The sequence below is a fragment of the Mycolicibacter senuensis genome (genome assembly GCF_003284925.1).
GTDB classification, from domain to species: Bacteria; Actinomycetota; Actinomycetes; order Mycobacteriales; family Mycobacteriaceae; genus Mycobacterium; species Mycobacterium algericum_A.
Genome location: NZ_QMEX01000215.1, coordinates 1 through 4,362, shown reverse-complemented (window position 1 = coordinate 4,362; position 4,362 = coordinate 1). Strand labels below are relative to the sequence as shown.

5 protein-coding genes are annotated in these 4,362 nt (G+C 69.9%); 2 read left to right on the top strand and 3 right to left on the bottom strand.

All coding sequences use genetic code 11. The features are described 5' to 3' along the window. The coding region (locus DQP56_RS22890) for a PucR family transcriptional regulator (RefSeq protein WP_133259011.1) at positions 1 to 1,016 on the bottom strand (1,016 nt) is incomplete at its 3' end. Next, entirely contained in the window at positions 898 to 2,250 is a 1,353-nt protein-coding gene (locus DQP56_RS22885) for an MFS transporter (protein ID WP_165825123.1), read from the bottom strand. The genes DQP56_RS22885 and DQP56_RS22890, both read right to left, overlap by 119 nt. A 143-nt stretch (positions 2,251 to 2,393) precedes the next feature. On the opposite strand from DQP56_RS22885, the gene DQP56_RS22880 reads away from it, so the two are divergent. Continuing rightward, positions 2,394 to 2,927: a hypothetical protein gene (locus DQP56_RS22880; protein ID WP_112689307.1), complete on the top strand. Its 534-nt coding sequence runs from the start codon at positions 2,394 to 2,396 to the stop codon at positions 2,925 to 2,927. Positions 2,928 to 2,948: 21 nt separating this feature from the next. Here DQP56_RS22880 and DQP56_RS22875 read toward each other — a convergent pair whose 3' ends face one another. Then, complete coding sequence (locus tag DQP56_RS22875; RefSeq protein ID WP_112689305.1) at positions 2,949 to 3,317, bottom strand: DUF488 domain-containing protein; 369 nt, start codon at positions 3,315 to 3,317, stop codon at positions 2,949 to 2,951. Between the two features lie 229 nt (positions 3,318 to 3,546). Here DQP56_RS22875 and DQP56_RS22870 point away from each other — a divergent pair. Next, the coding region (locus tag DQP56_RS22870) for a PPE family protein (RefSeq protein ID WP_234825796.1) at positions 3,547 to 4,362 on the top strand (816 nt) is incomplete at its 3' end.

The following is a 4,362-nucleotide window of genomic DNA, read 5'->3' as shown; positions in this document are numbered from 1 at the left end:
GTGTTGGCGGCCAGCGCACTGCGGCCCGGCCGCGACCAGCCGAATCCGGTGGTGACGGCCTCGAACGCCAGCAACAGGCCCGCGTGCGGCTGGGTGGCGATCCGGGGGTGCACGGCGACCACCCGTAGCGGCGCCTGCGGCAGACCCAGCCTGGCGACCAGGGCGGCGGCCTCGGCGGCGTCGGTCCGACCGTCCAGCAACCGGTTCACCCAGTCGGATTCGACTTGGCGTTCCAGATCCGCACTGGCCCGCGACCGCAAGACGTGCAGCGCCACCGTGCGGGCGCCGTCGGCCAGTGCCGTCAGCCGGGCGCCGTTCAATGGGGCGGGGCAGGCCACCCACACCGCGCCCAGCAGCTCCCGGCCGACCCGCACCGCTGCCACCATCCGGCCGGTCAGTCCGTGCTCGGGGGCGGCGGCGACGAACAGCGGTTCATCATGGCATTCCAGATGCGCCAGGACGCCCCGCTTTTCGAACAACTCCCGCAGCGGCTCGGCTTCCTGCCGGTTCAGGATCGTCGCCGAACGCGCCGGATCGGCGTGCTGCTGACCACGCGAGTAGGCCAGCACGCGACCCAGCTGATCCTCGACGGTGACCGCCCCGCCGACGGCGTCGGCGAGGCTGTCGGCCACCGCGAACAGGTCGGTGGGGCCGCGACCCGATTCGGTTTCCCGGCCTTCGAGCACCAGCCCGTAGACCACTGCGGCCAGCTCGCTCCAGGACACCGCGGGATCCACCACCAGCACCGCCAGTGACTCGCCCTCGCCGGCGAACGCGGTCTTGTCCTCGGCGTCGCGCACCAGCACGGCGATGGCCTTGGCGGCCACCGCCCAGCGCACCGCCTCCTTTACCGAGCGGGCGCCGATGGCCAGCAGGACATCGCCGACGGCGGCGCGCTCACCGGTCACCTCGTGCATCACGACGCTGCTCAGCGTCGTCGTCCGCGGGACGGAACAGAACCGCAGGCGAACCCCGTAGCTCCCCACTACGTTGACCAGCCGGTCCAGCGTCACCATCAACCGAGCCTAGCCACGTCGCACCGGTGATCTCGCCGATCGGGGCCCGCGCGCGCGTCTCCGGCGCCAGCACCCAGGCGACGGCCGCGATCAGCAGCACGCCACCGCTGATCGCGAAGCCCCACTCGAACGACAGCCGTTGGGCGATCTGCCCGACCGCCAGTGAGCCCACGATCGACCCGAAATCGGCCATCATCTGGTAGGCGGCCACCGCGGTCCCGGCCCGGGCCTGGTTGCCGACCAGGTCGGCGATGACGGCCTGCTGCGGCGCCCCGTACATGCCCGAGGCCAGCCCGGCCAGGTACGCGGCGATCAGGAACACCGCCAGCGACCCGCTTGCGCCGAGCAGGATCGTGGCGACCCCGGCCACCGCGAGCCCGATGATCAGCGGGCCGCGCCGGCCGACCCGGTCGGACATGTGGCCGCTGGGCAGCACCGCGCACACGTTGCCGATGCCGATCGTGGCCAGCGCGAGGCCGGCGACCGAAGGCCCGCGGTCCAGGACTTCGGTGATGAACAGCGGCACCAACGCCACTCGCAGACCGAACACCGACCAGCCGGTGGCGAAGTTCGACAGCAGCGCCGACCGGTAGGCACGATGGCCCAGCGCCGCCCGCACCGACACCGTCGGCCCCGTCGAGTCGGCCGCTTCGGCCAGATGTGAATTGCGCAGGCTGACGAACACGCCGGTTGCCGCCACCAACAACACCGAACCGTAGAACAGAAACGGTGCACTCAGACCGAAACCCGCTGTCAGACTGCCCAGTACCGGTCCGCCTACGGTGCCCAGCAGAAACGCCGTCGCGAACATCCCGGCCACCCGCCCCCGAGCATCCGCCGGACTGACCCGGATCATCAGGCCCACCGCGGCGATGAAGAACATCGTCGACCCGACACCGCCGAGCGCTCGGAAAAACAAGAGCTGCCAGTAGGTCTGAACGAACGCACACGCGGTGGTGGACACCGAGACGATCAGCAGTCCGGTCACATAGACGCGGCGCTCCCCGATCCGCTGGACCAACAGCCCGCTCACCGGCGCGAAGCACAATCGCATCAACGCGAACGCGGTGATGAGGAAGGTTGTCGCGGAGATGCTCACCCCGAAATGCCGGGCATAAACCGGCAATACCGGCGACACCACGCCATAGCCGAGCGCGATCAGGAAGTTCGCGCCGAGCAATACCCCCACCTCCCGCGGCAGCCGCGTCCGGGCAGCTGAAGAGTCGGAAGGCATCCGATAACTTTAGTCATCGGCCCAACGTGGGCTGCACGCCGCGTGAGGGAGCGCTGTGGGCTCGGCGATGACCACCACCCCGGTAATCTCAAGCCCGGAGGCCTGATCATGACGAGATACCGCGACGGTGACGGAGGCCGGCGATGAACGACGTCACCGGCGCGGCCCGCCCCACGAGCCCGGACAACCCGTCGCAACAGCCGGGGCTGCTGCAGCTGTGGGAACAGCGCGCCGCGTTCACACCGTTTGCCGTGGCCGGTGCCGCTGCGGTGGTGGGCGGCGGTGTGCTGGCCGCCGCGATCGCAGCACCGTCCCCGACCCGCCACGGCGTCTGGGCGGTCGCCTACCTGGTGCTGGTGCTCGGCGTCGGCCAGTTTGTGCTGGGGGCGGGCCGGGCCGTGTTGGCGGCTGAACCGCTGACGCCGGGCGCGGCGGTGGCCACCGCGGCGGCGTTCAACGTCTCCGGAGCCGCGATCGTGCTCGGCGTCGTCGCCGACCACATCGTGGTGTTCGATCTCGGCTCCGCGCTGCTGTTGGCCGTGCTGGCGTGGCTGTTCTACGGTGTGCGACGCCCGGCACGACGGGGCTGGGGGTTGCTCGCCTACCGGCTGTTCATCGCGGCGCTGATCGTGAGTATCCCGATCGGAATGCTGATCACCACCGCGGGTCGGACATAGGTTCCCGGTTCGGGTCCGGCGTCACCGCGACGCAAGCAACTGGGCCAGTACCGCCGCTTGACTGCCGTCCACATCGCGGGTCGCGGTGACCAGCGTGACGGTGTTCGCGCCGCGGGTCAGCTCGCGCAAGTTCTCGAGGGCGGCTGCGCCCTGCGGGGTCGCCAGTTCGGCTTTGTAGCGCGTTACGAATTCGTCGAAGCGCTCCGGGCGGTGGTCGTACCAGCCGCGCAGCTCCCGCGAGGGCGCTGCGTCTTTGCACCAGTGCCCGACCCGGGGGTCATCCTTGCGGAATCCGCGCGGCCACACCCGGTCGACGAGAATCCGTTTCCCATCCTCGGCACGGGGTTCGTCGTAGACGCGGGCCACCCGGATGGTGGTTTTAGTCGACATACCCCAGGTTATCGCCGGTCACCCGGGCTTGCCACGCGGTTCTGGGCGGCGTCGGAGGCAACTTGGGGTGGCTGTGCGGTCGGTCACCGAGCCCGGCGCAGGGTTCCAAAGTTAGCTTAGGCAATGCTATTTTGATGCCATGTGTCTAGTCCCGTTTTACGGACTGCGGTGCCGTCTCGCGGACAGCGACCGGATAGGTTCGCTGGTCGCGCCGCGACGTTAGCCGCCGATGCCCTCGACCTGGATCGCAGCGCCACCGGAGGTGCATTCCGCGCTGCTGGCCAACGGGCCCGGCCCGGGCGTGCTGCTGACCGCTGCGAGCGCCTGGGCGGCGCTGAGTGCCGAATATTCTGCCGCGGCAACGGAGCTCGTCACCGTGCTCGGCGCCGCCCGGTCGGCGGCGTGGCAGGGTCTGAGCGCCGACAGCTACGCCGCGGCACACGCGCCGTACCTGAGCTGGCTGGCCCGGGCCAGCGCCGACAGCGCCCACGCCGCCGCGCAACACGAGGTCGCCGCGGCCGCTTACAGCACCGCGCTGGCCACCATGCCCACGCTGGCCGAGTTGGCCCTCAACCACGCCCTCCACGGCGTACTGACCGCGACGAATTTCTTCGGCATCAACACCATCCCGATCGCGCTCAACGAGGCCGACTACGTACGCATGTGGGTGCAGGCCGCCACCGCGATGGCGACCTATGACGCGGTGTCGGGCGCGGCGCTGGCAGCAATGCCGGCTACCGACCCGGCACCGCCGATACTGACCTCCGACACCGGTACGACCGACCCGCCCGACCCAACCGACCCGGCCGAAGAAGCCAACCGCTGGTTCTGGTTCATCTTTTGGAACATCGTCTTCTGGTCGACGTTTCTGTTCATCGTGACGATCCCGGTTCGGATACCGATCGTGCTGCCGCTGATGATCATGGCGATCAACGACTTCATCGCGGCCATGCAGGTGGAGCCCGAACCGGTGGTCGAGGAGCCCGCACCGGAGCCCGCCCCCGCCCCCGTCCCGCGGCACGTCGTCGCAACCCGCCCCGCCGAT